Origin of the sequence: Streptomyces sp. MUSC 14 (genome assembly GCF_001866675.1) — a bacterium.
Taxonomy (GTDB): domain Bacteria; phylum Actinomycetota; class Actinomycetes; order Streptomycetales; family Streptomycetaceae; genus Streptomyces.
In genome coordinates this window covers 54,797-78,299 of sequence record NZ_MLYN01000071.1, presented here as the reverse complement: position 1 = coordinate 78,299, position 23,503 = coordinate 54,797, and the positions used below count along the sequence as shown (strand labels likewise).

Genomic DNA, 23,503 nt, shown 5'->3' with positions numbered 1-23,503 from the left:
TGGCACCGACCGGCGGCGCCGTCCGTTCGCCCGAGCACCGCACCGAGGTTGACCGGTCCCATGCCCGGCGCCACGCCTCGTTGGGCGCCGGAAGAGGTCGTGGCGAACCGGGCGCGGGGTTCGCGGGCGTGTGTCAGGGCTGAATGTTTTCCAGGTCCTTGAGGAGGCTGGAGTGCGTGGGCTGCCACCCGAGGGCAGCGCGGGTGCGGTCGCTGGACGCCGGCTGGTCCATGGCGAAGATCGGGCCGAACGGGCCGAAGCTTTCCTGCGGAATCTCCTTGACCGGAAGGTCCAGTCGCCGGCCGATGACTGTCGCGATGTCCCGCACCGCGTCGCCTTCGTCGGCGACGGCGTGCCAGGACGTCCCGGCCGGTGCCGACTCAAGGACCAGTCGGAATACGACTGCTGCGTCGAGTGCGTGCACGGCCGGCCAGCGCTGGGTGCCGTCGCCCGGGTATCCGGCCACCCCGGTGCGGCGCGCCGCGTCGACCAACAGGCCGGCGAATCCGCCCTGTCCCTCGTTGTGGACCGTGCGCGGCATACGGACGGCCATGCTGCGCAGACCGCGTGAGGCGAGATCCAGCAGTGCGGTGACCGAACGGCCCCGGCCGCCCACCGGTCCGCCGGTCGGCAGCGGATCGGTCTCGGTGGAGGCGCGCCCCGGCACCCAGGGTGTACCGGAGACCGTGACGATCGGGCGATCGCTTCCGATGAGTTCCTGCCCCAGCGCGGCGAGAGCGGCGCTCTCCTCGGCGATGGCCTGTGCGAGCGCATCCGGACTGCCGTAGTCACGTCCGAACGCGAGACTGATCACGCCGTCGGACTGCGCAGCACCGGACCGCAGGACGTCGAGGTCTGCCAGATCTCCTCGCAGTACCTGGGCGCCGGCGCTCTCAAGAGCCTGCGCGGAGGCGTCCGAGCGAGCCAGTGCGAGAACGGTGTGGCGGTGGCGCAGCAGTTCGGCGACGACGGCGGAGCCGATGGTGCCGGTACCGCCCGTGATGAAGACGTGCATGAGCCCTCCCCGAAGGTGATGGGACTGTTGTCCCATCGCTGACCCTACACGGTGACGGCACAGGTGTCCCATCACTTATGCTGACCCCATGGCTAGATGGCAACCAGGAGCGCCCCAGCGACTCGTCGTCGCGGCCGTCGACCTGTTCACCGAGCAGGGGTACGACGCCACCACGGTGACGCAGATCGCCGAGCGCGCCGGCGTCACCAAGAGCACCTTCTTCCGGTACTTCTCCGACAAGCGCGAGCTACTGGTCGCCGGCCAGGAGACGCTCAGCAGGCTGCTCGCCGACGGCATCACGGAAGCGCCTGCCGGCGCCAGCCCGCTTCAGGCGGTGGCGGCAGGTCTCGAACGCGCCTCGGGCGCCATGGGGCCGGCGAACCGCGAGCTCGGCCCCCGCATCAAGGCCGCCGTGGCAGCCAGCACCGAACTCCAGGAGCGCGACACCCTCAAGAGCGTCGGTCTCGCGGCCGCCATGACGGCCGCGCTCATCGCCCGAGGTGTCCCCGACCCGACGGCGCATCTCGCGGGCGAGCTGGGGGTCCTCGCGTTCAAGCGGGGCTATGCCCAGTGGTCCGAAAGCGCTCGTGATGACGCGGAAGGACTCGCGCCGTACGCGCTGGCAGCTCTGGAAGACCTGCGCGCGGCAACTGCGTCCCTGGGCTGATCGATCCCGTGCGGCTGCCACTGGGCTGGCCGTATCGGCGCCGGTGTCGCATCGGCGAGACTGGCCGGCAGACGTGTTCAGGCGTGCCTGACCCGCCCCGTTCCGCCGGCGGAGACACGACCGGGGACGCGAACCGATTCTCTTCACGCAGCTCTGCTCCGACCCGACCGAATCGGTGAGGTCAGTGGACGGCCGCCCGCAACGCTGCCTCGATCGCGTTGGCCAGCGTTTCCAGGTACTCGGCGTCGCTGCTGCCCTGTATGACCAGCACGCGAAACGCGAGCGGTGCGATCAGTAGGTCGATGCCGAGAGCCAGATCCAGCTCCGGGGGGAGTTCGCCGCGGTCGATCGCGTTCTGCAGGATCGTGCGCGCCGCCGCCCGCCGTGGTGCGGCCACTCCGGTGTGGAGGCCCTGTGCCAGAGCGCCGTCGTGACTGGCCGCGGCGAACAGTCCGGCCGCGATCCGGGCGAGTAGTGGATCGGCCAGTTGGTCGCGGAAGGCGGCGAGCAGCTCGCGCAGGTCGGTGCGCAGGGCACCCGTGGCCGGCGTGGGCGGGAGGGCGTCGGACACCTTGCTGCCGATCAGCTCGGTGACCATGGCCTGCTTCGAGGGCCAGCGCCGGTAGAGCGCGGCCTTGCCCACGCCGGCGCGGCGGGCCACCGACTCCATCGACATCCGCGCGTACCCGGCCTCGGCGAGCTCGGCGAAAGTCGCCTCGGTGATCGCCTCGGTCACCCGCTGCCGCAGGACCGCCCCGCCGGTCACCGGTCGGCCCCTCTTCTGCTCCACAGTCATGCTCCGAGCTTAGCGAACGGAACGGTTGCGTTCCATGTGTGTTAGCTTCGAGTGAGATGGAACGCTGCCGTTCCGTTCCATTGATGGAATGGGGCCGATCATGAAATTCCTCTACGACGACGAGTCCTTCTCCTTCGAGGCACTGCGTGCCGCGGGCTACGCCGCCTACGCCGGGGCCGACCTCGGCGAAGTCCTGGTCACCTGCCGGCAGATCCCGGAGGGCGACGAGGAGGCCTGGTCGGCCCAGTGGGCCGCGACGGCGGCGCGCGTCGAGCGCATCGGCCGGGACGCACTGGCCGCCGGTCACCGGGTCAGCGCCCGGGAGGCGCTGCTGCGTGCGTCCAACTACTACCGCACCGCCGACTTCTACCGCCGCGAGAACCCCGCCGCTGACACCGAGTCGGCGCGGCTCGCCAAGGCCTCCCAGCAGACGTTCGCCGACGCGGCCGCCCTGCTCGACACTCCGGCCCGCGCGCTGCGCATCCCGTACGAGGACACCACGCTGTCTGCGTACCTGTTCCTCGTCGACGATTCGGGCACCCCGCGCCCCACCCTGCTCTACCACGGGGGGTACGACTCCACGCTGGAGGAGAACTACCTGGCCCTGGCCGCAGGTGTGCTGCGGCGCGGCTACAACGTCCTCGCGTTCGACGGTCCCGGCCAGGGCAGCACCGTCCGCGAGCAGGGTCTGCACTTCCGGCCGGACTGGGAGGGCGTGGTCACACCCGTCGTCGACTTCGCGCTCACCGTGCCCGAGGCGGACGCCGAGCGGCTCGTGCTCGTCGGCACGAGCCTCGGCGGCTACCTCGCCGCGAGGGCGGCCGCCTTCGAGCACCGCCTCGCCGCGTGCGTGCTGCACGACGGCACCTGGGACTTCCACGAAGTGATCGCCGCACTGGCCAGTCGCGCAGCCTCGGTGCCCGGTGGCATCGAGGCGTTGATGGCGCGGAACACCACGGCGCGGTGGGTGGTGCGCAACGGCCGGTGGACCTTCGGCGTGTCCGGCATCGATGAACTGGTCAAGGCGAGCGAGGCGTACACCATGGCGGGTGTCGCCGACCGGATCACCTGTCCGACACTCGTGCTCGACGCCGAGAACGACCAGTTCTTCAAGGGGCAGCCGCAGCGGCTGCTCGACGAGCTGACGTGCCAGAAGGAGCTGATCTCCTTCCGTGAGGACGAAGGCGCGGGCGAGCACTGCCATGAGGGCGCGATGTCCCTGTTCCACCAGCGCACCTTCGACTGGCTCGACACCCTGCTCGCCGGCTGACGGCCTCGGATCGCGCGGGGCGAGTACGCGCGGTCCGCCGGCGAGGGCGCGGTCCGGCCGTGCGAACCGACATGCTCGGCATCGCCGGTCGCGCCGCGCGTATCGCCGAAGGGCGCCCTGGTCAGTCGTTGGAGCGGCGTCGGCGGTGCCAGGCGGTGGCGAGCATTCCGAGGAGCATGAGCAGGCCTCCTGCTGCGATCAGGATGTGTTGTGTGCTGAGCAGGCTGGAGCTCCAGCCCGCAGCCGCATCGTCATGCGGTGCGGGGGTGTCCTTACAGGGTGCGGTGGAGGGGCGGTCGCCGCGCGGGCGGTCACGGTCTTCGCCGTCGTCGCGGTGGTGGTCGTCGCAGTGGGCTTCGGGGAAGGGGAAGGCGCGTTGGTGGTTGTCGTAGGTGTTCACGACGAGGAGCGGGTGCACTCTGAAGAATTCCTTGATGGTGAATGCATACTGCGCCGTGGTGGTGGAGGAGTAGTTCACGTTCAGGTACTTCGCGACGCTGAACTTGGCCCAGGGTTGCTCGGGTGACCAGGTCGTGGATTTCGGGGTTCCCTTGAGTACCAGGGCTTCCGGTCCGCGCCGGCCGTTGGTCAGGAACGCTCTGAGGGTCGGGCTGATCAGGACGACGCGGCGATGGCTGTGACAGTCGCGCCAGGGATTGCGGTGCTCGTCGTCGCGGTCTCCTTCACGCACCCGCAGGGAGGCGGGCGTGTGCCGTACGGTCGAGGGCGCGGCGGCGCCGGCCGGCGGGGACGCGAGGACGATGGCCACGCCCATCAGTGGTGCTGTAACCCAGGGGCGATGGTTCATCCCGTGACCTCCATGAGTGGTGGACGCAGGCGGCCACCCGCTGACCTCAACGTTCGAATCCGGGGTGAATGTATGAGAAACCGGCGCGCCATGTCGTGAACGTCTTCGGCGCCGTACAACTTGCCACTCAAACGCAGCAGTCAAGGCGGAAGGGCCAGGTTCTGGGCGGCTTCGGCCGGGTGGTGGGCGTGGCGGGCGAAGGCCGACTCCCGGGGCCGCGTCGTTGCCACGGAGGCGGGCCCGGCGGCTGCCGACCGTCCGCCCCATCGGTGTCCTGGTCCTGCCTCAGGTCCGGGAGAACACCTCGTCCGCCACCACCTGAGGCGATCTCCTGTGCTTCCCGGCGAACGCAGCGGGCCGGACTCACAGGCCGACGACGACCAGGGCAGTGTCGTCGGTGGCGTCACCGGGCGGGAGCAGGTCGTCGAGCACGGCGTCGGCGAGGGCTTCGGGGTCGTCTGCCTTGTGACGGGCCAGAGAGTCGGCGAGCCGGGCGAGGCCGGTGTCGATGTCCTCGCCGCGGCGTTCGATCAGGCCGTCTGTGTAGAGCACGAGAACGGCTCCCTCGCGGAAGGCCGCGGCAGCCTGGATCCGGGGAGCGTGTTCCGGGCGGGCGGCCAGTGGCGGGTCGGTGGCCTGGTCCAGGAACTCGACAGTCCCGTCCCTCTGCAGGAGCCCAGGCGGGGGGTGGCCGGCGCTGCTGTAGGTGATGGTGCGGGTCTCCCAGTCGACGAATGCCGTGGCGACGGTGGTGTTCTCGGCGCCGTCGACGGAGCGGGCGTACAGCCCGAGGACTTCAAGGGCGCGGGCGGGGCCTTCGGAGGCGAGGGAGGCGGCGGTGAGTGCGCTGCGCAGCTGTCCCATGACGCCCGCGGCGGGCAGGCCGTGGCCGACCACATCGCCGACGGCGACGGCGATGCGATCGCCGGGCAGGTCGACCAGGTCGTACCAGTCGCCGGCCACGTTCAGCGCTTCGGCGGCGGGCCGGTAGCGTACGGCCGACGGGTGCCGGCCCACCGGCCGAGGAGCGGGCAGCATGGCTTCTTGCAGGGTCAGCGCGACTTCACGGGCGCGGATGAGTTCGGTGACGTCCTCCACCCGGTGCAGCAGCATGGTGACCCGCCCGTCAGGTCCGAACACGGGGATGTTGGTCATGTTGAAGTACCGCTCGTGCCACACTCCGGGCTGGTCGGGGTCCTGTGTGTCGTACTGCTGCAACGCCACGATGCTGCGCTCGCCGGTGCCCGCCGCCTGGCGCAGTGATGCCAGAACCCTGAGCAGGAGGGGCTCGGCAGGGTCTTTCTCGGGGTGGTCGTCGGGCACGAAGCGACCGACCACTTGCTCGCGGGTGAGGCCTCGGAGGCGCAGGAACTCCGCGTTGGCGTCCGCGTAGATCAGCTGCGGGGTCACCAGCGCCGCCGCCCCGGGAAGGGCCTGGAACACCGCCGCGTAGTCGACCGCCGGTTCCTTCATGACTTCCCTGCCTCGCCCCGCAGCTCTGTCCCTCTTCACGATACGAGCGGGGAGTCACGGCTCGCCTCATGATGTTGCAGTCCCAGCGCCCGCCGTCGTCACGGAATGTAGTTGTTCCTGCCGCCCGGTGGCGCCCCCGCGGGAGCAGGAGCTCCCGTGGGACCAGCCACATCGGCGGTGCTGCGTGTGTCTGCCGGGCGCGACGTGCGATGATGCCCAGCCTGGCTGCCCGGCGTGCGGAGGGCGAACGTCCCGCCTGCGCCCGTCCACGGGCTGACGGCCATCGAAGTGATCACCGATCGGTACGGCGTGCCCGGCGCGTGCCGCCGCGTGGGCCGACACCGGAACCGTTTTCCGGCCAAGGCTGACGTGGTCGCCGCCGGCATCGACAGCGGTGTCGAGGTGAGCGGGATCTTCCACCTGAGCCCGGGCGGCCCGGCGGCGGGCCTCAGTCCCGAGCGGCGTGGCTACTCGATCCCGGCCCGTCGGCGTTCGGTTCCGCGACCGGCCTGGCGAACGCGATGCACCGCGCGGCCGTCACCCACGCCGAACACGAGAAGCGCACCGGCGAGGTACGCGTCGGCGTGGAGGTCGCGGACTCCGCCCCTCGTCCGCGGGTGCGATGCCGGGCCAGGACGCCGTCGGCACCGCCGGCAGCTCCGCAGGAGCCTCCTCGGTCCTTCGGTAGATGTTCACCCGGTCGGGGTGGTCCGCGGCCGGCGCGTAGCCGGTCGGCATGCCGGTGCCGTGACCGACCACGGCGAACCGCCGGTGGGCGGTGGGGTGATCCGGTGGTGGAGGGTGAAGGAGTCGGCCACGTGCTTCAGCCGGGTGATCACGAGCTCATGACTGCCTTCGAGGATCGGCAGGATGAGCAGCCGGGGCTTCCTGGGCACCGGATCTCCTTCTCGCCGGGGCGATGCTAGGCGCTGAGCCGACGGTGTGCCACGGGGCTCCCGACGGCGTAGTGGACGTATTCGCGCACGAGCCGGAAACCGGCGTGCCAGGCCAGGAGGCGGCTGGCGCGGTTGTGGAGGGAGCAGTTCCAGCTGGGTGTGTGGCCGCGGGAGGTGATGTCTGCGCACAAGGAGGTGACGCAGGCGAGGGCGAGGTGGTGGCGTCTGCGGTCGGGCACGGTGTAGACGGCGACGTCCTCGTAGCCGGTGCCGCGGAAGTAGGTGCAGGTCATGGCCAGGATGTGACCGGTGCGGTGCACGGCGGCCCAGGCGTGTCCGGAGGCGGCGAGACCGAGTGGGCCGTCCCAGCTTGCCGAGAGCCAGGACGCGGCGGGGCCGAGGGCGTGCAGAGCCTCGGTGTCCGCGGGCTCCAGGCGCCGTACGGTCACGCCGTGCGGGACGGTGGCGGGCTGAGGCGTGGCCTGGAGCGTCCAGACCATGCGCTCCCAGGGGGTGAGGCTGTCGAAGGCGGCGCCGAGGGCGGGCAGGAACCGCGCAGGGGTTTCGACCCGGTTGCCGGCCAGCGGGGCGAGCAGATCCGGTGTGAGGTGCTCCGGGCTGCCGCGCAGCACGACGTGGCCGGCGCAGGACACGGCTACCGCGCTCGGCCGGACGGGCGTGTCGGCCCACCAACTGCCGATGCCGGTGGCCAGTACGTGCTCGCCGATCGTGGCAGGGCCGGGGGAGCGGGTGGGGAACCAGCGCGCGAGCATCCGCGCGTCCGGCGGCGAGATCTCGATCATCAATGCCTCGTGGGAATGAGGGGGACGGAGTACGGATCGGGCGGGCGACCGGAAGAGCGGTGATCCCTGTCGCCCGCCCTGGGGCGGACGGCGTACGCCGCCCTGATACTCGTCAGTTCTGGCAGGCCTCGCTGCCGTGCTTCGCCTTCTTGCGACGGGCCTTCTTCTTGCGGGCTCGCTTCGACACGTGCGTCAACTCCTGTTCCTGTTCGGCCGTTTCAAGCGGTGCGGCCGACCAGCAGGTCGGCGAGCTTGTTCAGGCGGCGGATCGTGCGGTCCTCGGACGCGGCCGGGGCCGGGTCGACGCGCTCGGCGCGGTCGTAGTAGGCGCCGTTGACGATCTCGACGGCCGGGTCGCAGAGTCGGACGACGTGCGCGGCGCCTTCGGCGGGGGAGACACCCTCGTGGGCGTAGAGCGGGAGCAGCGCGGTGTCGCAGACGCCGGGGTTGACGGAGGCGGCGGTGACGCGCGGGTCGGCCGCGAAGACCGTGAGGGCGAGCTGTGACTGGGCGTAGGCGGCCAGGCGCGAGTAGCGGCGGGCGCGGTTGGGGTCGGCCCACTGGATCGAGCCGGTGCGGTGCAGGGAGGACGAGACGTTGACGACCCGGCCGCCCGGGGCCCCCGTGAGCGCAGGTTCCAGCAGGCAGGTCAGCAGGTAGTGGGCGAGGAAGTTGACCTGGAAGGCGATCTCGTTGCCGTCGGCCGTCACGGTGTGCCGCTCCGGGGCCGCCATGCCGGCGTTGTTGACGAGGACGTCCAGATGCGGGTGGGCGGCTACGACCGTGTGGGCGAGGGCCTCGACCTCCTCAAGGCGGCCGAAGTCGGCGTAGTACGTGGCCAGTTGCTCTGCCTTCACGCCGGCCTCGGCGATCAGGCGGTCGGCGGCCGCCCGGGTCTCCTCGGCGGTTCGGCCGTGCAGCAGCACGGTGGCGCCGTGCTCGGCGAGCTGCCGGGCGGCTTCGAAGCCGATGCCCGAGGTGGCGCCGGTGACCAGGACGGTACGGGAAGAGAGAGTGGAGTCGGACATGATCCCATCCAGGGTTGCGGGCACGTCGACGTGGCCCCGCGAGGGGCGGTGGACGTGCGGTGAGAAAGGACGAACGAAGGGCGCCGGAGCCGATCACGGCGGCCCCGGGTCACGGAAGGCGGCGTCGGCGGGACGCGGGCGCTTCCGCTCAGCGCGGCTCACGGCACGACGGCCGAGCGGGACTCGGCGGTCGGTCGAAGAGAAGCCAGGCGCTGTTCACGAGCTTCATGGAAGCCGTGCCACACATTCCGGACAAGCCGAAACGCCTTTCTCTGACGGCGCCCTGACGTGCACATACGGGACTTTGACGGGCAAGCGGTCGGATCAGCGCCGGGATGCCTGCGAAGGTCGTCAAGGCGCCGCCTGTGACGAGGGGCTGCTTGCCGATCTCGACCGTGTTGCCGGCCCCATGGGCAGCCGGTCTGCCGATGTTCATGGCCACGCCGCCGTTCGTCGCGGAAAACGCCTTGACGGGGGACGGGGACTGTGACCGCGGCCGTGTGGTGCCGGGGCCCCGGCACCACACGGTGGCGCATGGACGTCGGCATGGGACGACGACAGACGCCGTGCGCGGGTGTGTGCCTCTCAGGCACGCACCGGACCGCCTTCGTGCCGCACCGGAGTGACGGCACCTCAGCCGTGGGGGCCGCTGACGCCCGCGGCCCCCGTCGGCGGCCGACAGTGAACCTAGCCCTGTTTGCGGTGACAGATGCTGCGTCAGCAGGGGAATTGGCGGCACCCGTACGGCGCGGGCGCGACCGCCGTCAAAACGCCGTCAAACAGAGCTGAGGAGTCATCAGGGACCCGTCAACATTCGTCATGAGTGGCCGAATCTGGTCGCAGACTGATCGCCACGGGGGACGGGTGACCGTCCGTAGCGTGATGTTGGAGGGACCGTGACTCTCACGGCCGGGTCGGCGCAGGATCCTCGGACCGAGGAAGGCGAACCGCCACGCCCAGCGGTGGGCGTTCCCCCCGGGGGCGGCCCCGGAGCGCGGACACGAGGGTATGCGCGGACGGCCGGACCGGGTCCGGGGCTGCGCCTGCGGCGGCAGGCCGAGGCCGCGTCGGCCGCTCTCCGCCGCCGTTACCGGGCCACCGTGCCCGCGCGGTTGCGCCTCCTGCGCGCGGCCACACTCCTGCTCACCGCCACCCTGACGACCGTACTGCTGGTGGCCGGCCTTGCCACCCTGGGCACGTGGAGCAGCGTGGCCGACCGCGACGCGCCCCGCACCACCAGCGCCGCCGATCTCAAACTGGCCCTGAACGACATGGACGCCCAAGCGGCCAACATCCTGCTGTCGAACGGCGATGCAGGGAAGGGGCGGCTGCAGACGCCGTACACGAAGGCCCTCGGCTTCTACGGGGACGCCCGGCGCGAGATCGGGCACGATCTGCGCACACTTTCCGTCGCCGCGCAGGGCAGCGGGGGCGACGAGAAGACCGTGGAGTCGCTGACCGACGACTTCGCCGAGTACCAGGAGCTGATCGGCCGGGCGCTGGAGAACGACGGCCACCCCGGCGGCAGACCGGCCGCCCTGACCGACTACCGTCGGGCGACCGACCTGCTGCGCACCCGACTCCTGCCCGCCGCAGACACCTTGGTGTCCTCGAACGACGCGGCCTTCGACACCGAGTACCTCTCGGCCCGCTCCACCCTTTCCGCGCAGCTCGTCACCGTCTCCGCGCTCGGCGTCCTGCTGCTGGCCGTGCTCGGCGTCCTGCAGTGGTACCTGGCCCGCAGCTTCCGGCGCGTCCTCAACCCCGGGGTGCTGGCCGCCACCGTCTGCACACTGCTCACGGTGATCCTCGGATCCTGGATGCTGTCCGCCTCGGCCGATCACCTGCGGGTGGCCCGGCACGACGCCTTCGACTCCGTCGTCGCCCTCTCCCGCGCCCGCGCCATCGCCTACGACGCCAACGCCGACGAGAGCCGGTACCTGCTCGACCCGCTGCGGCGCGGGCAGTACGCGGACTCGTTCCTCGCCAAGTCGCAAGCGCTGTACGGCCTGAAAGGCGCCACACTGGCGACGTACGACGCGGAACTGGCCACCAGCTGGCAGGCGTACGAGACCGATCACCACGACCTGCGCTTCACCGGCGAGTTCCGTCGCGAGCTGGACAACATCACCTTCCCCGGCGAGGGGGCCGCAGCCGAGAGGACCGTGGAGACCTACGCGGTCTATCAGCTCGACGACCGCAGGATTCGCGCACTGCTCGCAGCCGGTAGGGGGCGTGAGGCGGCCGAGTTCTGCATGGGCTGGGACCCGGACACGTCCAACGCCCACTTCGAGACATGGATGGCTGCCCTGGACACGGTGTCGGGCATCAACAGCGCCCACTTCACCTCCTCGGTACGGGACGGCCGATCGACCGTGAACGACCTGCTCCCGTGGGCGGGCGGGTTGCCGGCGGCGGCTGCCCTGCTGTCCTTGCTCGGGCTGCGGCCCCGGCTGGCCGAGTTCCACTAGGCATCTGCCGGCCGGCCGTGTCAGGTGACGCCGCTCGGCACCCGCCTCGCACGGGCCCTGCGTGACAGGCAGCGCCTACACCTCGATGTGAGAGCCCATGATGACCGTGCGATCGCGGGGGAGGCCGAAGTACTCGGCGGCGTCTGCCGTGATGTAGGAGGTGGCGATGAACAACCGCTTGCGCCAGGGTGCCATCGTCGGTGACTTGCCCCGCCGGAGGTCGATCTTCGACAGGAAGTAGGACGCTTGGTCGAGCTGCAACGGTCCTTCGGTCTGGGCCGGAGTGAGCATCGTCAGTGTGCCGGGCACGTCCGGAGTATCCATGTAGCCGAACCGCGCGGTGACGTGGATGATCCCGTCGTCGGCGTAGCCGAGGTCGTCGACGGCGATCCGTTGGCCGGCCGGGACGCGGGGCACGGGTTTGGTCTCGAGGGAGAGGAGCACGACCTGGTCGTGGCGTACGTGGTTGTGCTCGACGTTGGCCCGCATCGCCAGGGGAGCGGTCTGCTTGCCCCGGTTGAGGAAGACGGCCGTGCCGGGGATCCGGAGCGTGGGTACCTTCCCTGTGCGCAGGTCGTCGATGAATTCGGGCAGTGGGCCTTCGAGCCGTGCCCGCTCTGCGGTGACGATCTCGCGTCCGCGTTGCCAGGTCGTCATGACGGTGAACGCGGTCAGGCCGATCAGCAGTGGCAGCCACGCGCCGTGGACGAGCTTGGTCATGTTGGCCGCGACGAACAGCAGGTCCACGAAGAGGAGCACGGATGCCCCGATGGCGATCAGCCACTTGGGCGTGCCCCATTTCGCGCGGGCGACGTAGAAGAACAGCAGGGTGGTGATGGTGATGGTGCCGGTGACCGCCATGCCGAACGCGAAGGCCAGGGCCGCGGAGCTGCGGAAGGCGAAGACCAGGGTGAGGACCGAGACCATCAACAGCCAGTTGATCCAGGGCACGTAGATCTGGCCGATGGTGGATTCGGAGGTGTGCGCGATCCGCATCCTCGGCAGATAGCCGAGCTGGGCGGCCTGCGAGGTCACCGAGTAGGCGCCGGTGATCACGGCCTGGGAGGCGATCACCGTTGCCGCCGTGGCCAGCACGACCATCGGCAGCCGTCCCCAGCCGGGTGTGAGCAGGAAGAAGGGGCTGCTGACGTTGTGCGGATCGGCGAGGACCAGCGCGCCCTGCCCGAAGTAGCTCAGGATGCAGGCGGGGAAGACGAGGAACAGCCAGGCGCGGGTGATCGCCCTGCGGCCGAAGTGCCCCATGTCCGCGTAGAGCGCCTCGGCGCCGGTGACCGCGAGCACGACCGCGGCCAGGGCGAAGAAGGCGGTGCCGAAGTGACCGAACAGGAAGCCCAGGGCGTAGGTGGGGGACAGCGCCCGGAGGATGGCCGGATGGTCGGCGATGCCGACGACGCCGCAGGCGCCGATGGCCGCGAACCAGACGATCATGACCGGCCCGAACACCCGGCCCACCGCCGCGGTCCCCCTGCGCTGCACCAGGAACAGGAGCACGATGATCACCGCGGTGACGGGCACGACCGCACTGTCCAGTGAGGGCTGGACGACCTTGAGTCCCTCGACCGCGGACAGCACCGAGATGGCCGGGGTGATCATGCTGTCGCCGAAGAACAACGACGCACCGAAGATGCCCAGCGCGGCCAGTACGGCGGCGGCCCGTCCGGCCCGCCGCGAACTCCACTGCCGTACCAGGGTGATCAGCGCCATGATGCCGCCCTCACCGTCGTTGTCGGCGCGCATCGCCAGCAGCACATAGGTGACCAGCACGATGATCACCACCGACCAGAACACCAGCGACACCACGCCGTACACGTTCTGCGTGCTGACCGGGACGGGGTGCGGGTCGCTCGGGTCGAACACGGTCTGGAGGGTGTAGATCGGGCTGGTCCCGATGTCCCCGAAGACCACGCCGAGAGCACCGATCACCAGCGCGAGCCGTGCCGTGTCATGCGCGCTCGCACGACGAGCCTCAAGCGCTCCCGGGGACGGCGATCCGTCATGCGGTCCGGTCCCCTGCCAGCGATCGGCCATGGTGGTCCTCCTCCTTGCGGGCCACTGTGCCGAGGCCCGGCGCATCGGGACGGACGATACCGATCACCAGCACGAATGCTGGGAGGTGGACTGCTACCTTTCAGTGACGTGCCCGCGCTTTTGGGCCTGCCCGACTCATCGAGGCGGGCCACTCCCGCCCGGCGGTCGCCGATGTCGCGACCATCACGTACAGGGGGGCTCGACGCTGCCATGCGGCTTCGTGCTCTGTCCGGCTCATCCTGCCGCCTGCCGGGCGGCAGCGCGTTCAGGCATCGCGTGCGCAGGGAGCCCACGTCGTGCAGGCAGTCGGTGCGGCAGCTGATCGAGTCGGTCCACGACACGCTGACGGGCAGCTGGACCGCGAACAGCGCGGCGGACGTACCTTCGGAGGCGTTGCCGTCCGGGTCGGCCGGCGCGACCTCGCACTGACCGCCGCGACCTGGCGCAGCTACAAGAGGCGACCCCGTCGCAGGAGGCGCAGAGGAGCAGAGGCGCAGCCGTTCACGCGCGGTCGGTGTCCGGCTCGGGCGGGCCCGCCACGCCGACACATGCCTCGTTGCCCTCGGGGTCGGACAGCACCCAGTTCGACGGCGCGTCGGCGTCGTTCACCATGCGGCCGCCAGCCGCGAGGGCTGCGGCTATCCGGGCCTCGGCCTGGTCGTAGGGCACCCACACGTCGACGTGGACCCGGTTGCGCTGCGGGCGCGGTGCGTCCATCTGCTGGAAGTAGAAGGGTGCCCCGCGGCGGCACGGGTCGATCAGGTCCTCGCCGCTGTTCGCACGGTCCTGGTAACCGAGCAAGGCACGCCAGAACGCCACCACGTCGGGACCGGCGAGGGCATCGATGGTGACCTGGACGGTCTGCACGGCGGACGGGTCGGCCGGTATGTCCAGTGTGCGTGCCAGCTCCGAGATCTTCCGGGCCAGCTCGACGTGCCGTTCGGTCAGCCCGTAGTAGTCGTCCACCACCTTGATCAACCGCACGATCACACCCTCCTGCCGCACGTCGACATCCGGGTGATCGTCCCCAACTCCCGGCACTTCACTGATCGCCTGCACGAACTGGGCACCGACCGCGAACGACCCGGTACGGAAGTACGCACACGCCCCCTCGCCCACGACACGCCAGTCCTCCACACCGGCGGTCGCGTGGAACTGTTGCGGCCTGATGCGCTCCGTCTTGCTCGCTGCGTAGGTCATGCGCTCAACGTAGCGTGCAGGTGCGACAACTCCTCGGGACGGGCGGCCACGTCTGTCGGGGTGCGGAATCTGGCGGTCGAGGGCGGGATCGCGCGGTCGGCCAGGAGGGGCCGCACTCCGCATCGGAGAGCTCGTCCTTGGCGCCCGCGCCTCGCGCGGGGAGTCGTTCACCGCCCCGGCGTTCGTAGCGAAGCCGCTCACGTCGGTGTGCCGGCGCCGGGATCAACGAGTCGGCCAGTGCGTCCAGTTGCTCGATGACCATGCCTGCCAGCTCCGGGGCGCGGAGCAGAGAGGTGCTGAGTCCGTCGGGGCGTCCGGGCTGCTCGGTGGTGAGTACGGCGGCGGCTTGCGGTCCTTCCTCGCGGCCGTCGGCCGGTTGGGGCCCGATGGGGTGGCGCGTGCAGTTCCCGTCACGTTTCGAGGGGTACCTCAGAACCTGCCGCAAGACCGGCTGCCAGGCGTCGCCGACACGGCCCGCTGCAGATCGGATGGCCAAGATCCCGGCGGGATACAGCGGTCAGCCGCCATGGCTGACCGCGGTCATCACCCCTACTTGGTCGTGTGCGTCGGGTAGACCTCGACGTCGGTGTAGGCGCCCTTGATCGCCCCGGCGCCCGCGGGCCACTTCAGGCTCACGGTGTGGGTCTCGTTCGGGGGCGTCACCAGGATGTCGGTCGGGGACGCGAGGCTCTTGCCGCTGGTGTCGATGTCGTAGGCGAGGTCGAAGACAGCGGCGTCACCGGGCTTCAGGGTGGTGATACGCGGCTGGGCGTGGCCGCGCTGGATGGGGCTCGAGGTGTGGTCGGCGTCCTTGATGTCGACGCCCGCGAAGCCCGTTGCCGAGCAGGTGGTCGAACCCCGGTTGACCATGGTGATGTCGATCCTGCCGGAGACCTTGTCGGGCGCGGCGTCCCTGGCGTCGATGGCCAGGTCCGCCGTCTTGCAGAACGTGAGCTTGCCGCCGGTCTTCGTCGCGCCGTTCGCCGCGCCGGCACCGGCGTCGGTGCCCGCACCGGAGCTCGACTTCGCCTTGCCGGCCGCCGAGCCGCCGGAGCCCGAGCCGCCTTCCGGCTTCGAGCCACCGCCCGAGGGCGAAGACGGCGAGGACGAGGACGACGAGGAGTCCTTGGCGGACGAGCCCTTCCCAGAGCCGTCGTTGCCACAGGCGGTGAGCGAGAGGGTGGCGGCGACGCCGATGGCGGCAAGAGCGGTGATGCGAGTGGACTTCACGGTGTTCCCCCAGAAGTAGCGCGGTGCACGTGGTCGGAAGTATTTGTATCTCGCAGCCAGTTACAGGCGGTTCTCCGCGATGTCTTCGTTCTGTCACTGGCGTACCGACGTGACGGTCCGCGAAGGCGCCACCGTACGGTCACCATCCCGGCCCGAGTTCGACCGCGGGTGTGAGGCGCGTGGTGTCGACGACCTCGGCCTCGGCGTGCCGCTGTGTCCAAGTTGTCTCGCCGACCTTCTCGGTGTCGAACACCCGTGAATCCGGCGTTGGTTGCTGCACGTACGCACTGGTCGATCAGGGGACTCGACGCTGCTGACTTCGCTCCGAAACGCCGGAGCCGGTAAGCATCTTGCCGATACGCTCGGCAGGGCTCGGCGTCAGTGTGCGCCCCGGGTGTCCCACGTCCGCGCCGAGATCCTCGTCACCGTGCGGCGGCTCCGTACAGGGCGCGGATCAGGCGGTCGTTCTCCGGGCCGGCGGCGGCGGGGAAGGGGGTGCGCCGGCGGGTGTAGCCGTAGGCGATTCCGTTGCGTGGGTCGGCGAAGGCCTGCTGACCGCCCGCGCCGCTGTGGCCGAACGAGCCCTGACCGAGCTGCGGGTGGTACTCGGAGGTGGCGTGGAACCCGATGGTGAACGCCTTCTGCGCACCGAGGACCAGGTCGTGGCCGATGGACTGGATCTGCCCGACTGTCGCGAGAGTCTCCGGCTTGAGCAGCGGAGCCGATCCGTCGACCGCCCCGATCGCCACCGCGTACATCCGGGCCAGACCGCGCGCCGAGGCCACCCCGCCGAACGAGGCCGTACCCAGAGTACGGACCACCTGGAGGTTCGGCAGTTCCCACACCCCCGGGTTCTGCGGGTGATTGCGGTTGAAGGCGATGCCGGACAGGCTGTTCGGGCCGCTCGCGGACGCCGCCAGTACGGCCAGTCGCTCGGGAGTCGCCACCATCGGCTGGGCACTCAGGAACCGGGATTCCTGCTCCGGGGACAGCCCGAGGTGGAAATCAACCCCGTACGCGTCGCGCACACGCCCGGCGAACAACTCCTGAACGCTGTGCCCGGTGGCGCGGCGCACCACCTCGCCGCTGAGCGCCCCCATGACCAGCGCGTGGTAGCCGAACGCAGTACCCGGCCGCCAGTACGGGCGCTGCGCACCCAGGCGCTCGGCGACGATCCGGTCATCGGCGAGTTCCTCGACCGTGAACCCCGTGTCGGCGCCGACCAGGCCGGCCCGGTGCGCCAGCAGCTCGCGCAGGATCAGGTCCCCCTTGCCCTCCACCGCGAACTGCGGCCAGTAGTGGCTGACCCTCTGCTCCAGATCCAGCACGCCTTCCTGCACGAGTGACGCGACGATCAGGTGCGTGGCGCCCTTGGACGCGGAGTACGCGCCGAACAGTGAATCCGCGGTGATCTCCGGGCCCGTCCACAAGTCCACGACCCGTTCCCCGTGCCGGTAGGCCACGAGCTGCGCGGCGTAATCGCCACCCTCCCCGGTCGCGACCGCGGCGAACTCCTCGCGCACCGGCTCGAAGCCGGCAGCCACCGTCCCCTGCACCACGTTCCCGTCCATCAGCGCTTCCCCTCGACTCCATGACGGCATGGGTTTCGGCGGGCGTCCCGCTTGCCCAACCGACTTAGCTACCAATGGTTACTTATTCTTCTGCGCTGATCCAGTCCTGGGTGGAAACTCTTGTCACCGGCACCTGCCGACGGTGGTCTCGTATAGTCCTGGCCATGGCCGATGCCCCGACGACCCGATCACGCCGGGGACGCCCCGCACAGATCAGCCGCGAGCTGATCGTCGACACCGCCATCTCGACCGGGAACCTCGACACCCTGACCATGCGGGAGCTCGCCGCCCGCCTCGGGGTCACGCACGCCGCGCTCTACCGCTGGGTGGCAAACCGCGACCAGCTGTTCGACCTCATCAACGAGGTCATGGTCGAGCGCGTCCTTCCCGCCGAGGGCCCACGGGACCATGACTGGCGGCCCTGGCTCGCACGCCTCGCCTGGGGCATGCACGACTGCTTCCTGGCTCTGCCCGGCTACGCAACCCGCGTCTCGCGACCGCACCGCCACACCGTCCAGAGCTTCGAACGACTCCGCAGCAGCGTCGTCACCGCCTTCACCGACGCCGAAGTCCCGCCCCACCTGGCCGAACAGAGCTGGTACATCTTCATCACGTCCATCGTCAGCTGGCTCGCTGTCCAGGAGCACCCCCTCGACCTCGGCGACAGCACCCCCCGCTTCGAACTGTTCCTCGACACGCTTCTCCGCGGCCTACCCGCGCAAGAACCGGGCGCCGAACGACGATAGACCTCGGCATCTCAGGGCGATGGCGGTGAGAGGTCGAGCAGGAGCCCGGTTCCGGCCAGGTTCGGGAGGCTGAGTCGAGCGGCAACTCGACGCGGCTCAGGTGACGTTTGCCGCGGAGGACGAGCCTTCCTGGCCGCTGCGCCGGTGCTGCTGCCACGCCGGGTCCTGCGCCGACTCCGGCTGTTGGTCCGGCCCGACACCGTGCTGTGCCGGCACCGTGAGCTGACCGAGCAGCGCAGCGCCTGCGCCTGCCGGCCGAAACGGCCCGGCGGCCGCCCATCGTAGCCTTGATCCGCCCGATCCGCCCGATCCGCCCGATCCGCACGCCGATCCTGCGTCCGGCCAGGGAGAACCCGTCCCGGGGCTACCGGAGGGTGCTCGGCGAACTCGCCGCCCCAGGCGCCAAGGTCGCCGCCTCAACCGTCTGGGAGATCCTCCGGGCCGGACGTTCCGGACGGCTTCGACTGGGGCTCACGCACCGCCGACATCGTGGCCGCACTCTGGCCGGAACGTTGCATGCCTGTCGTGTCGGTGAGCGGATGCCTGATCACCGACCTCGCGGAGGACAGGACATCGCCCCCTCTTGGTCACCCTCGGTGTGGCTTGGGAAGTGCTTCACCGGCAGGTAGGTGCTTTCCAGGCCCCCCACGCGTAGCAGGCGAGGTGCAGCGGCTGAAGCAACTTCGGCCCGCCCGCGTGGCGCAACGGATCCAGCCGACCACGACGCCGCGCTCCGAGACCGCGGCATCAGCATCGGTGCGCGTGTCGAGTCGAGGAGATCCGCAGGCTCCGTGAACGGGCAGCTGCCCGCTGCCCTTTCGCGCTGATTCCATCAGTTCTCTCGGACTCCGGGGCCGGACCCCTTCCCTGTGCACCTCAGGTGGTGGACACTCGCCCACCGGGCCGACGTCGTCACCCCGGTCGCACAGCTGTCCTCCACTCCTCCTCACGCAAGGGCTTCCCAGATGCCGTTCGCCCCTGTCGCCCTACGGGTCGCCGTCGCAGCCGCAGGCCTCCTGCTCGTCGCCGCCCCGGCCACGGCGGTGTCCGCCGGCCCTCCCGTGGCGACAGGCCATGCAGTCCGGCCAGTTGGGGCCACCGAAACGGCCTCCTGGTCAGCTCCCCTGTCGACGCAAGGCCGTTACATCGTCGACAGCCAGGGCAGGAGGTTCCGCCTCAAGGGCGCCAACTGGGACGGTGCGCAGGGCTCATGGCTGGGCAGCGGCAGCGTCACCGACCCCGCCAACCACCACGCAGGCCAGGACTCCCACGGCATCCCGCTCGGCCTGGACCGCGTCCCTTTGGAGCAACTCCTTGCCGACTTCCATCAGTTGGGCATCAACACAATACGGCTGCCGTTCTCCAACGAGATGATCCACAGCACGACCCCCGTCCCCGACACCGCGGTCACCGCCAACCCGCAGCTGCGCGGAAAAACACCGCTGGAGGTGTACGACGCGGTGGTCGACGCGCTCAGCGGGAGCGGTTTCGCCGTGATCCTCAACAACCACACCAACACCTCCCGCTGGTGCTGCGGCGTCGACGGCAACGAACGCTGGAACAGCTCACAGTCGATGCAGGCGTGGGCCGACGACTGGGTGTTCATGGCCCGCCGCTACGCCGGTGTCCCGCGTGTCGTGGGAGCCGACCTCTACAACGAGGTCCGCCGCGACGTACTGGACGATCCGAACTGGGGCATGGGCGACGACCACGACTGGTACGCCGCCGCCCAGTTCGCCGCCGACCGCATCCTCACCGAAGCCGATCCCCGGCTCCTCATCGTCATTGAGGGCATCAACTGGACCGGCATACCGGCGGACGGCCTCCCGCACGGCCGGCCGATGCTCACGCCCGCAGGCACCCTGTCCCACACCCTCGTCGACGCCCACAAGCTGGTCTACTCCGCGCACTTCTACGGCTACACGGGCCCGCACCACAGCGGTGCGACCGGTATCGGCGAGACGCACGACCCCCGTTACCAGGACCTGAGCCGTGACGATCTGTACTCGGCTCTGCGGGACGAGGCGTTCTTCGTCGAGGAGCCGGGCCGGCACTACACCGCGCCGGTCTGGGTCAGCGAGTTCGGCATCGGGGCGAACGAGACGAACCCAGCCGCCCGGGCCTGGTTCACCAACATCACCGACTACTTCGCCGACCACGACACCGACTTCGCCAGCTGGCCGCTGGTCGGCTTCGCGGGCCACGACGACTGGGCGCTGCTCAGCTACGACGAGTCCGGGCACCGGTCCGGCATCCTCGACTCCGGCGACTGGCGCGCGACCGCCTGGCAGCACCTGATGTCGGCGCCGGGCGCCAGCGGCCCGGTGGCGCCCGTCCCCACGTGGCGGATGCTCGCCGTCGACCACGGCGACGCGGTCGAGTCCCTGCGGGTGCGGGCCACGGGCGACTGGGACCCCGGGGCGTACAAGGCCGCCTGCCCCGACGGGCTGCGTCTGATCGGCCTCGGCCACACCAGCGGGCGCGGGCTGTGTACCGACACCACGGGCAGCGGTCCCGCCGACCTGCGCGCGGCCGGCGACGGACAAACGGTCGTCACCGACGAGCGCTATGTCCCGGCGGGCGACGACTGGGCGTCCGGATACACCAAGTTCCAGTGTCCTTCCGGCAGTTACCTCATCGGCTACAGCGTGCGCGGCGAGCGCGTGTCTGCGGCGCTGTGCGCACCCGCGCTCCCCCCGCTGGCGGGAGCCGGCCGCACGGTATGGTTCGACCGGTCCGACAGCCGCCCCGCCGACGCCTCCGGCGGCGACTTCGCGTACGCCGACTACAAGGGCCAGTGCGCCGATGACGAGTACGCCGCCGGCATCGCCTTCACCGCCAGGGTGGGCAGCCGCCCGGGGCCCGCTGCCCTGCTGTGCCGCCGGCTCGCCTGACCCCTCCCCGTCCAGTCCGGCGCCACGTCGCTCAAACGGCCTGGGCCGAGTTGGTGCGCTTCCTCTCCCTTGCCCAGGCTCCGAGTCACGGCGCGATGTGCGTGGGAGTCGTGAAGAGTCCTCGCATGGTTCTGGGGATTCGGTCACGGGAGCGGAAAGATCGGAGGGCTCACTCGGCGCTTGCGGACAGGTCGGGCGCCGCTCCACGCGATGGGAGACCGATCAACGATGTTCACTCTGGTGCGGAGCAGAGTACGGGCGGCCGTGCTCGCGCTCTCGGCCGTCACGGCCCTCACTTCGGGCGCGATCGCCGCGACCGGCGCGGCAGCGGCCCCCGCCCCCGCGAAGCAAGGACCGACCTCGGTGGCGTATGTCGAGGTGAACAACAACAGCATGTTGAACGTCGGCAAGTACACCCTCGCCAACGGCGGTGGGAACGTCTTCGACATCGCCGTGATCTTCGCGGCGAACATCAACTACGACACGGGCGCGAAGGCGGCGACCCTGTACTTCAACGAGAACGTGCAACGCGTCCTCGACAACGCCGCCACGCAGATACGGCCGTTGCAGCAGAAGGGCATCAAGGTCGTCCTCTCGGTGCTCGGCAACCACCAGGGCGCGGGATTCGCCAACTTCCCGTCTCAGCAAGCAGCTTCGACGTTCGCGAAACAACTTTCGGACGCCGTGGCGAAGTACGGCCTCGACGGTATCGACTTCGACGACGAGTACGCCGACTACGGCAACAACGGCACCGGCCAGCCCAACGACAGCTCCTTCGTGTACCTGGTGTCGGCGCTGCGCACCGACATGCCGGACAAGATCATCAGCCTCTACAACATCGGGCCGGCCGCGTCGCGCCTGTCCTACGGCGGCGTCGACGTCTCCTCCGAGTTCGACTACGCCTGGAACCCGTACTACGGCACCTGGCAGGTCCCCGGCATCGCACTGCCCAAGTCGAAGCTCTCACCGGCGGCCGTCGAGATCGGCGGGACCTCGCAGAGCACCGCCGCCGACCTCGCCCGCCGGACAGTCAGTGAGGGCTACGGCGCCTATCTGACGTACAACCTCGACGGCAACGATCGCAGCTCCGATGTCTCCGCGTTCACCAGGGAGCTGTACGGCAGTGACGCCGTCTACGCGCCGTAGGCCGATCGCACTCCCCGGCGCCCGGTGTCCCCTCGGGGCTTGCCGCATCCCATAGGCCCGCGCACCGGTCAGGCCGCGCTTTCGACAACGATGTCGGAGGCGCGGTCGCGACCGGTTCCTCCGCAAAGGCACCGACCCAGCCGACGTCTTCCGAGCCGCCCTCCTCGCCCGAGGCGAGAACCCGGGCGCTGGTACGAGTCATTCAGGAAGGGACCGGTGCCCGACGAGGCGCTCGCCCGCCGAGGCGGAGGCCCGGACGGCGTCATGCCCGTCCGCGCGCATCGCGCGCTCGTAGCCGGCGATCGCGGACAGCAGGGGCTTCACACCGGCGGCAGCGGCGACGAGTTCGGCCCCCAGCACCTGGGCATCGCGCAGCGCGGTGTCGGCGCCCAGTCCCGGAGCCGGGCTCATGGCGTGCACCGCGTCGCAGATGACCGACACGTGCGTCGGCTGCCATGCCACTGCGGGGACGTGACTGCGCAGGGTCAGCGGTTGCACGGTGTCGACGTCCCAGAGGCGGACGAGCGTGATCAGGTCGGGATGCCAGGACGCCACCCGCTGGAGGGCGTAGCGCTTCAGATCCGCGGGGGCGGACGCGTACAGCTCGGTGTCGCCGGGCATCCGGGAGGCCCTGGCGCTGAAGATGCCCGGCGCGAAGTCGCGGCCGACCTCGTCCCGGAACGCCGGGTCGCGCTCGCGGACCAGGGATGTGCCCGGGTTGCTGCGTTCCAGGGGCGCGAAGCTGACGACGTCGTCGTGCGGGCCGTTGACCAGCGTGAAGGCGGAGTAGAGCTGCGAGGGGATGCGGCTTCTGGTCTCCGCGGTGAGCGGGATCTTCGCCGCGATGTGGCGGGCCTCCAGGTCGACGGGCCGGTGGCCCGGCAGGCGTTGTGCGCGCCTCGCGACGCCTTGACGCGCTGCTCCAGCACCGCGTCGTCCACATCGACGTCGAGATCGCCGCGGCAGCCTTGGGCTATCACGCTCGCGCGAACCTCTGGCTTCGCGTGCACCCGTCGGCGGTGAAGAGCGCGGGCCGCACACTCGCACAGGAACCCGAGGTCGCCTTCGCCGCAGCCATCTCCGGGCCCTGGAACATCCACGCCGTCGCACACTGCCGGGACCTTGACGAACTGTTCGAGTTCACCACGGATCGCGTCGGATCCCTCACCGGACTGCAGAGCATGGAGGTCTCACCCGTGCTGAAACACGTCAAACAGGCCGGCACTCTGCTCTACGACGATCGTCTCGTCGAGCCCACCAGCGCTCGTGCACGACGTTGAGCGGCTGCCGAAGGCCCCGCCGCTCGGCGGCCGACGTCACGCCGTAGCCGACGGGATGCTCATCCTCCAGCGGTCGGAGCAGGTCGAGGCGACGGTGCCCGCTGCCCGCAGGTGACTTTTCACGGCCGGACTGCCCAGGGGCTTGATGTCGTCGGACGCG

General features: G+C 70.2%; 19 protein-coding genes and 1 pseudogene. 8 read left to right on the top strand and 12 right to left on the bottom strand.

The genetic code is table 11. The features are described from left to right. Positions 1–133: 133 nt before the first annotated feature. Positions 134–1,015 carry an SDR family oxidoreductase gene (locus BIV25_RS38640; RefSeq protein ID WP_071377223.1) on the bottom strand — a complete coding sequence of 294 codons (882 nt, stop codon included), beginning with the start codon at positions 1,013–1,015 and terminating at the stop codon, positions 134–136. An 88-nt stretch (positions 1,016–1,103) separates the two neighbouring features. Between BIV25_RS38640 and BIV25_RS38635 the strand changes: the two genes are divergently transcribed. Beyond that, the gene (locus tag BIV25_RS38635; protein WP_071377222.1) at positions 1,104–1,682 is read left to right on the top strand and encodes a TetR/AcrR family transcriptional regulator; all 579 of its coding nucleotides are present in this window, start codon (positions 1,104–1,106) and stop codon (positions 1,680–1,682) included. A 181-nt stretch (positions 1,683–1,863) separates the two neighbouring features. Here BIV25_RS38635 and BIV25_RS38630 read toward each other — a convergent pair whose 3' ends face one another. Continuing rightward, on the bottom strand, positions 1,864–2,478 hold the full coding sequence (locus BIV25_RS38630) for a TetR/AcrR family transcriptional regulator (protein WP_071377221.1): 615 nt from the start codon (positions 2,476–2,478) through the stop codon (positions 1,864–1,866). Between the two features lie 100 nt (positions 2,479–2,578). Here BIV25_RS38630 and BIV25_RS38625 point away from each other — a divergent pair, with 100 nt between their 5' ends. Further along, complete coding sequence (locus BIV25_RS38625; protein WP_071377257.1) at positions 2,579–3,748, top strand: S9 family peptidase; 1,170 nt, start codon at positions 2,579–2,581, stop codon at positions 3,746–3,748. A gap of 121 nt (positions 3,749–3,869) precedes the next feature. Here BIV25_RS38625 and BIV25_RS38620 read toward each other — a convergent pair whose 3' ends face one another. The 5 genes from BIV25_RS38620 to BIV25_RS38600 all read right to left on the bottom strand — a co-directional run bounded on the left by BIV25_RS38620 (position 3,870) and on the right by BIV25_RS38600 (position 8,756). After that, positions 3,870–4,523 carry a hypothetical protein gene (locus tag BIV25_RS38620; protein ID WP_071377220.1) on the bottom strand — a complete coding sequence of 218 codons (654 nt, stop codon included), beginning with the start codon at positions 4,521–4,523 and terminating at the stop codon, positions 3,870–3,872. A gap of 396 nt (positions 4,524–4,919) precedes the next feature. Beyond that, positions 4,920–6,029, bottom strand: coding sequence for a PP2C family protein-serine/threonine phosphatase (locus BIV25_RS38615; protein ID WP_071377219.1), 1,110 nt, complete (start codon positions 6,027–6,029; stop codon positions 4,920–4,922). A 692-nt stretch (positions 6,030–6,721) separates the two neighbouring features. Further along, on the bottom strand, positions 6,722–6,925 hold the full coding sequence (locus BIV25_RS50585) for a hypothetical protein (RefSeq protein ID WP_071377218.1): 204 nt from the start codon (positions 6,923–6,925) through the stop codon (positions 6,722–6,724). Positions 6,926–6,951: 26 nt separating this feature from the next. Continuing rightward, the gene (locus BIV25_RS38605; protein WP_071377217.1) at positions 6,952–7,728 is read right to left on the bottom strand and encodes a GNAT family N-acetyltransferase; all 777 of its coding nucleotides are present in this window, start codon (positions 7,726–7,728) and stop codon (positions 6,952–6,954) included. 218 nt (positions 7,729–7,946) lie between these two features. Beyond that, positions 7,947–8,756, bottom strand: a complete 810-nt coding sequence (locus BIV25_RS38600; protein WP_071377216.1) for an SDR family NAD(P)-dependent oxidoreductase — start codon at positions 8,754–8,756, stop codon at positions 7,947–7,949. A 1,100-nt stretch (positions 8,757–9,856) separates the two neighbouring features. On the opposite strand from BIV25_RS38600, the gene BIV25_RS38595 reads away from it, so the two are divergent. Further along, on the top strand, positions 9,857–11,227 hold the full coding sequence (locus BIV25_RS38595) for a hypothetical protein (protein ID WP_143076781.1): 1,371 nt from the start codon (positions 9,857–9,859) through the stop codon (positions 11,225–11,227). A 75-nt stretch (positions 11,228–11,302) separates the two neighbouring features. On the opposite strand, the gene BIV25_RS38590 is transcribed toward BIV25_RS38595, so the two are convergent. From BIV25_RS38590 to BIV25_RS38575, 4 genes are all read right to left on the bottom strand, one after another. Further along, the gene (locus tag BIV25_RS38590) at positions 11,303–13,276 is read right to left on the bottom strand and encodes a potassium transporter Kup (RefSeq protein ID WP_071377214.1); all 1,974 of its coding nucleotides are present in this window, start codon (positions 13,274–13,276) and stop codon (positions 11,303–11,305) included. Between the two features lie 501 nt (positions 13,277–13,777). Further along, positions 13,778–14,476: a VOC family protein gene (locus BIV25_RS38585; protein ID WP_071377213.1), complete on the bottom strand. Its 699-nt coding sequence runs from the start codon at positions 14,474–14,476 to the stop codon at positions 13,778–13,780. Positions 14,477–15,025: 549 nt separating this feature from the next. Continuing rightward, positions 15,026–15,706, bottom strand: coding sequence for a DUF4232 domain-containing protein (locus tag BIV25_RS38580; protein ID WP_071377212.1), 681 nt, complete (start codon positions 15,704–15,706; stop codon positions 15,026–15,028). A 422-nt stretch (positions 15,707–16,128) separates the two neighbouring features. Further along, entirely contained in the window at positions 16,129–17,277 is a 1,149-nt protein-coding gene (locus BIV25_RS38575; RefSeq protein WP_071377211.1) for a serine hydrolase domain-containing protein, read from the bottom strand. A 164-nt stretch (positions 17,278–17,441) separates the two neighbouring features. Between BIV25_RS38575 and BIV25_RS38570 the strand changes: the two genes are divergently transcribed. The 4 genes and pseudogenes from BIV25_RS38570 (at position 17,442) to BIV25_RS38560 (ending at position 22,063) form a co-directional block, all read left to right on the top strand. Continuing rightward, positions 17,442–18,023 (top strand): TetR/AcrR family transcriptional regulator, encoded by a 582-nt coding sequence (locus tag BIV25_RS38570; protein ID WP_071377210.1) that lies wholly within the window; start codon positions 17,442–17,444, stop codon positions 18,021–18,023. 456 nt (positions 18,024–18,479) lie between these two features. Continuing rightward, positions 18,480–18,593 (top strand): annotated as a pseudogene (locus tag BIV25_RS54765) (alpha/beta hydrolase); the annotation flags it as partial. Positions 18,594–18,988: 395 nt separating this feature from the next. Next, on the top strand, positions 18,989–20,917 hold the full coding sequence (locus BIV25_RS38565) for a glycoside hydrolase family 5 protein (protein WP_071377209.1): 1,929 nt from the start codon (positions 18,989–18,991) through the stop codon (positions 20,915–20,917). 228 nt (positions 20,918–21,145) lie between these two features. Beyond that, positions 21,146–22,063, top strand: a complete 918-nt coding sequence (locus tag BIV25_RS38560) for an endo-beta-N-acetylglucosaminidase H (protein ID WP_071377208.1) — start codon at positions 21,146–21,148, stop codon at positions 22,061–22,063. Between the two features lie 198 nt (positions 22,064–22,261). Here the strand turns inward: BIV25_RS38560 and BIV25_RS38555 are convergent, their stop codons facing one another. Then, positions 22,262–22,684, bottom strand: a complete 423-nt coding sequence (locus BIV25_RS38555) for an NAD(P)/FAD-dependent oxidoreductase (protein ID WP_071377207.1) — start codon at positions 22,682–22,684, stop codon at positions 22,262–22,264. A gap of 269 nt (positions 22,685–22,953) precedes the next feature. Between BIV25_RS38555 and BIV25_RS38550 the strand changes: the two genes are divergently transcribed. Beyond that, the gene (locus BIV25_RS38550; RefSeq protein ID WP_256257090.1) at positions 22,954–23,343 is read left to right on the top strand and encodes an Lrp/AsnC family transcriptional regulator; all 390 of its coding nucleotides are present in this window, start codon (positions 22,954–22,956) and stop codon (positions 23,341–23,343) included. Positions 23,344–23,503: the final 160 nt, after the last annotated feature.